The 1,768-nt window shown below is 72.1% G+C and carries 4 protein-coding genes; 1 reads left to right on the top strand and 3 read right to left on the bottom strand.

Annotated features, from left to right (window positions below; translation table 11 throughout):
* The coding region (locus ABNT58_RS16165) for a hypothetical protein (RefSeq protein ID WP_348754478.1) at positions 1-278 on the bottom strand (278 nt) is incomplete at its 3' end.
* 71 nt (positions 279-349) lie between these two features.
* Between ABNT58_RS16165 and ABNT58_RS16160 the strand changes: the two genes are divergently transcribed.
* Entirely contained in the window at positions 350-580 is a 231-nt protein-coding gene (locus tag ABNT58_RS16160) for a hypothetical protein (RefSeq protein ID WP_348754477.1), read from the top strand.
* A 12-nt stretch (positions 581-592) separates the two neighbouring features.
* On the opposite strand, the gene ABNT58_RS16155 is transcribed toward ABNT58_RS16160, so the two are convergent.
* A complete protein-coding gene (locus ABNT58_RS16155; RefSeq protein WP_348754476.1) occupies positions 593-1,303 on the bottom strand; it encodes an extensin family protein in 711 nt (236 codons plus the stop codon).
* Between the two features lie 126 nt (positions 1,304-1,429).
* Positions 1,430-1,768, bottom strand: a 339-nt coding sequence (locus tag ABNT58_RS16150; RefSeq protein WP_348754475.1) for a hypothetical protein, incomplete at its 5' end; no start/stop codon positions are given.

Below are 1,768 nucleotides of genomic sequence, written 5' to 3'. Positions count from 1 at the left end.
TCGGGCAGCGGCACCGCCAGCGGTGCGCCGCTGCTGTTGGTGTGGAAGTTGAGGAAGCAGGTGCTCTGCGGCGGGCACAGGCGCTCGATCTGGCGGGTGTAGGCCTCGCGGTCGCGGGCCGCCTTTTCCGGCACGATCACCACCTGGATCACGCCCTGGCGGCCGGCCACCGGCCAGGCTGGGTCCTCGGGGGTGGTCGGCTGCGCCGCGGTGGCGGCGGCCACGGCCAGCAGGCCGGTGGTCAGCAGCGCCCGCCTGTACATCAAAAGGCTGTTCATCGGCGCAGCCTAGGCCACCCCACCCAGCACCGCGACCGGTATTCGCCCTGGGGTGGGCTACGCTTCGGGTGATGAAAACCTATCAGATCGAAGTGCAGCGCATCAAGCTGATGAACAACAGCCACGGCCTGGTGCGGGCGCGTATCGATGCGGCGGTGCAGCCCATGCCGCGCCAGGACGACGACGGCGGCGAGCCGTCCAGCATGCTCAGCATGACGGTGGACAACGCGCGCGTGCTGTACCTGCTGCTCAAGCAGCAACTGGCGGAAGTCGATGGGAAGAAGGCGCGCAGCCAGCGCTGAGGCACCACGCGTTCACCGGCACAGCCGGTAGGGCCCCCGGTCCAGGTGCAGGTGGTCGGCATGGGCGCGGTTGTAGTCGGGGCCCAGCACGCCATCGAACAGGCCGCAGGCCCCGTCGTGTACCTGCCGCAGGAAGCGGGAGGCGTCATCGTCGCCGGGCCAGTCGCCCGCCACGGTGATGCGGCGGCCGTTGCGCAGCACGAAGCCCGAGACATCCAGCGCATCGGCCGTGGCATGCTGGCTGCGCGCGCCTTCGGCCCGGCCGTACACGTTGCGGCAGGCATAGCTGCCGTAGTGCAGCAGCCGCACCACCGGCTGGCCCAGCGTGGCCTGGGCGGCGGGCTGCAGCACATGCTGCTCCCACAGCGCCAGCGAGGCGGCCGCCGGGCAACTCAGCACGAAGGCATCGCCCAGCTGCAGCTGCGTGCGGCGCAGGCGCACTGCATTGGTCAATCCGCAGCCCGGGCCGGTCACGCGGTCGGGCTGCGGCTCGAACTGCATCGGTGTGCGGCGCAAGAAGGCCAGGCAGGCGGCCGGCTCGTCGGAAAGGCGGCGCAGCTTGTGGCGCGTGAGCCAGCCCGGCGGCTCGGTCAGCGACAGCGGCGCCCATGGGTTGTGGCGGTCAGGCAGTTGCCACCAGCGGCCGTGGCCCTGCCACAGCGCCAGACCGGCGGCGGCCATCAGCAGCGCCAGCAACCGGCGGGGCCAGGCAGTGGCGCTCAAGCCGCGGCCACCCTGCTGCGGGCAGCTTCAAACGCGAGGAACCAACAGGCAGGCATGGCCCAGCGTAAGGGCCATGCCGCCGCCGTGCCGGTGCGCGGGCATTCGCCGCGCGCCGGCAACGGGCTTTCAGCGTGCGCTGTTGGCGGGGCTGCCCGCCACCACGGCCAGGTCGGCCGGGGCGCTGGTCCAGGCGGTGGAGGCCGGCGGCTGAACGATGAAGGTGTTGCTGTCGATGTGGGCGGGCTGACGCGACACCAGCACGGCCGGGTGTTCGCCGTTGGCGCGCACGATGGCCGGGGCCTTCCACGTCGGGCTGGCGGGGTGGCCGGGGATGAAGGTGGCGGCATCGATGCCGGCCACGGGCTTGGACATCACCGGGGCGGCGCGCTCGACCTGCGCGGAAGCGGGCAGCGAGGCGGCCGCGGACACGATGGCGGCGGCAAGGGCGATGACGTAGCGGTTCAT

This window comes from uncultured Aquincola sp. (genome assembly GCF_964001545.1).
GTDB lineage: Bacteria > Pseudomonadota > Gammaproteobacteria > Burkholderiales > Burkholderiaceae_C > Aquincola.
The sequence above is the reverse complement of the archived record's forward strand: the minus strand, read 5'-3'. Positions and strand labels throughout refer to the sequence as shown.